The 2,810-nt window shown below is 60.5% G+C and carries 3 protein-coding genes; 1 reads left to right on the top strand and 2 read right to left on the bottom strand.

The window, feature by feature from the left end; all coding sequences use genetic code 11:
- Positions 1–133: 133 nt before the first annotated feature.
- Complete coding sequence (locus DBR24_RS06710) at positions 134–898, bottom strand: GntR family transcriptional regulator (protein WP_123463602.1); 765 nt, start codon at positions 896–898, stop codon at positions 134–136.
- Between the two features lie 270 nt (positions 899–1,168).
- Between DBR24_RS06710 and DBR24_RS06705 the strand changes: the two genes are divergently transcribed.
- Positions 1,169–2,359, top strand: coding sequence for a benzoate/H(+) symporter BenE family transporter (locus DBR24_RS06705; protein ID WP_128614286.1), 1,191 nt, complete (start codon positions 1,169–1,171; stop codon positions 2,357–2,359).
- A gap of 256 nt (positions 2,360–2,615) precedes the next feature.
- Here the strand turns inward: DBR24_RS06705 and DBR24_RS06700 are convergent.
- The coding region (locus DBR24_RS06700) for a 50S ribosome-binding protein YggL (RefSeq protein WP_128614285.1) at positions 2,616–2,810 on the bottom strand (195 nt) is incomplete at its 5' end.

Genomic DNA, 2,810 nt, shown 5'->3' with positions numbered 1-2,810 from the left:
CCCCCGGAGGTGTTCACCCCGGGGGATTTTTATTGCTTGTCAGATCGCCTTCGCGAGCAAGCTCGCTCCCACATAGGAATGCATTTCAAATGTGGGAGCGAGCTTGCTCGCGAAGGGAGCGACTCGGTCCAGTTTAGAGCTTGGCCGCCGGACGCCCCGGTTTCTTGGTCTGCAACAAATGCGAGAACACCGCATGCAGATCATCCGACGCGCCTTCCTCATCGAGGTTGAGCTTGCTGTCGATGTGATCCATGTGATGCATCATCAGGTCCACCGCCAGCTCACCGTTGCGCGCCTCGATGGCGTCGATCAACTGGGTGTGCTCGTCATAGGAGCAGTGCGAACGGTTGCCGCTTTCATACTGGGCAATGATCAGCGAAGTCTGCGACACCAGGCTGCGCTGGAAGCTGACCAGCGGTGCGTTCTTCGCCGCTTCGGCCAGTTTCAGGTGGAACTCGCCCGACAGCCGGATACCGGCGCCGCGATCACCACGGGAGAAGCTGTCGCGCTCGTCGTTGACCATCTGGCGCAGTTCGGCGATCTGCTCGGCGGTGGCGTGCTGCACCGCCAGTTCAGTGATCGCACGCTCCACCAGACGGCGGGCCATGAACACCTGACGCGCTTCTTCAACGCTCGGGCTGGCGACCACAGCGCCACGGTTCGGCCGCAACAGCACCACTCCTTCATGGGCCAGACGCGACAGTGCACGGCGAATGATCGTGCGGCTGACCCCGAAGATTTCCCCCAGCGCTTCTTCACTCAACTTGGTGCCGGGCGCCAGACGCTGTTCGAGGATGGCCTCGAAGATATGCGCGTAGACAATATCGTCCTGGGTTCCGCTGCGGCCGGCTTTGCCTGCTCGCGGTTGTTTCTTGAGGGGTTGCAACTGTTCGTTCATGGGCACTCGAGTCGGGAGAACTGCGGCGAATAGACCGTGACTGTAATACGGCACAGTAGGTCGCTGGCAAGTATCGCGTAAAAAACAGCGCGATTGTACACAATGGATGGTGGCAACACGACTGTATGGCCGTTTGTGACCTCGGCTGTATTGCAACGATCCGTTACGATTGAGTTTAGGCTTGATCGCAGAATCCGCCTTCAGCACACAATTCCCTGTAGGGATTGCGTCAAAGGGGACATCTTCATCTGTATAAGGAACACCGCCGTCATGAACGACGCCACCTACACCCGGCTGCGCCCTCTGGCCGACACTTCGCCCTCGGCCATCGTCGCCGGTTTTATCGCGATGATGACCGGTTACACCAGTTCACTGGTGCTGATGTTTCAGGCCGGGCAAGCGGCCGGCCTGAGCAGCGGGCAAATCTCGTCGTGGATCTGGGCGATCTCGATCGGCATGGCGGTGTGCTCCATCGGCCTGTCGCTGCGTTATCGCACGCCGATCACCATCGCCTGGTCGACCCCGGGCGCGGCCCTGCTGATCACCAGCCTGGGCGGCGTCACGTATGGCGAGGCCATCGGCGCCTACATCACCTGCGCGGTGCTGGTGACGATTTGCGGGCTGACCGGCAGCTTCGAACGCCTGGTGAAAAAGATTCCGGCTTCGCTGGCGGCGGCGTTGCTGGCAGGGATTCTGTTCAAGATCGGCAGCGAAATCTTCGTCGCCGCGCAACACCGCACCGGTCTGGTGCTGGGGATGTTCTTCACTTACCTGCTGGTCAAACGTCTGTCGCCGCGTTACGCCGTGCTCGCCGCCCTGCTGATCGGTACAGCGCTGTCCGGGTTCATGGGGCTGCTGGACTTCAGCGCTTTTCATCTGGAGGTGGCGACACCGGTGTGGACCACGCCGCACTTCTCGCTGGCGGCGACCATCAGCATTGGCATTCCGCTGTTCGTGGTGGCGATGACCTCGCAGAACATGCCCGGCATCGCCGTGCTGCGCGCCGACGGCTACAACGTGCCGGCCTCGCCACTGATCACCAGCACCGGCATCGCCTCGCTGCTGCTGGCGCCATTCGGCTCCCACGGGATCAACCTCGCGGCGATCAGCGCCGCGATCTGCACCGGGCCGCACGCCCATGAGGATCGCAACAAGCGCTACACCGCGGCGGTGTGGTGCGGGATTTTCTACGGGATTGCCGGGGTGTTTGGCGCCACATTGGCGGCGCTGTTTGCCGCGCTGCCGAAAGAACTGGTGCTGTCGATCGCCGCGCTGGCGCTGTTTGGCTCGATCATCAACGGTTTGAGCATTGCCATGACCGCGGTGAAGGAGCGTGAAGCGGGGTTGATTACCTTTATGGTCACGGCGTCGGGGCTGACACTGTTTTCCATTGGTTCGGCGTTCTGGGGAATTGTCGCGGGGGTGTTGACGTTGGTGATTTTGAATTGGCGTAAAGCTTAAGATCAAAAGCCCCTCATCGGAACGCCGCCCGCCTAGCCCTCTCCCCGAGGGAGAGGGGACTGACCGAGGTGTTTGGAAGACATACGCCGACGTGAGATACCGAGTCGAACTCAAATTTTGACAAGCCCATAAATCGGCTCCCTCTCCAGGGGGAGAGGGCTGGGGTGAGGGGTAGATTCACCACCAAACCAAAGCCGAACCCCCAAACACCAGACGAAAAAAAACGGCGACCCGAAGGTCGCCGTTTTTTTCAGTATCACTTAGCCGGGTTGATCGGCTTTTCCGGATACCAGACGTCCAGCAGCGGGCTGACAGTCATACCAGTCAGTTCGCTACGGCCTTTCAACCAGGCTTCAACAGCAGCACGCTGCTCTTCGTTCACCGAGCCACGCTTCTGCAGGCATACCAGACCGAAGTCGTCGCCACCAACGTAACCCAGACCATTGGCTTC

The organism is Pseudomonas sp. HMWF006 (assembly GCF_003061205.1).
Classification (GTDB): Bacteria; Pseudomonadota; Gammaproteobacteria; order Pseudomonadales; family Pseudomonadaceae; genus Aquipseudomonas; species Aquipseudomonas monsensis.
This window is presented reverse-complemented; position numbering and strand designations above follow the sequence as displayed.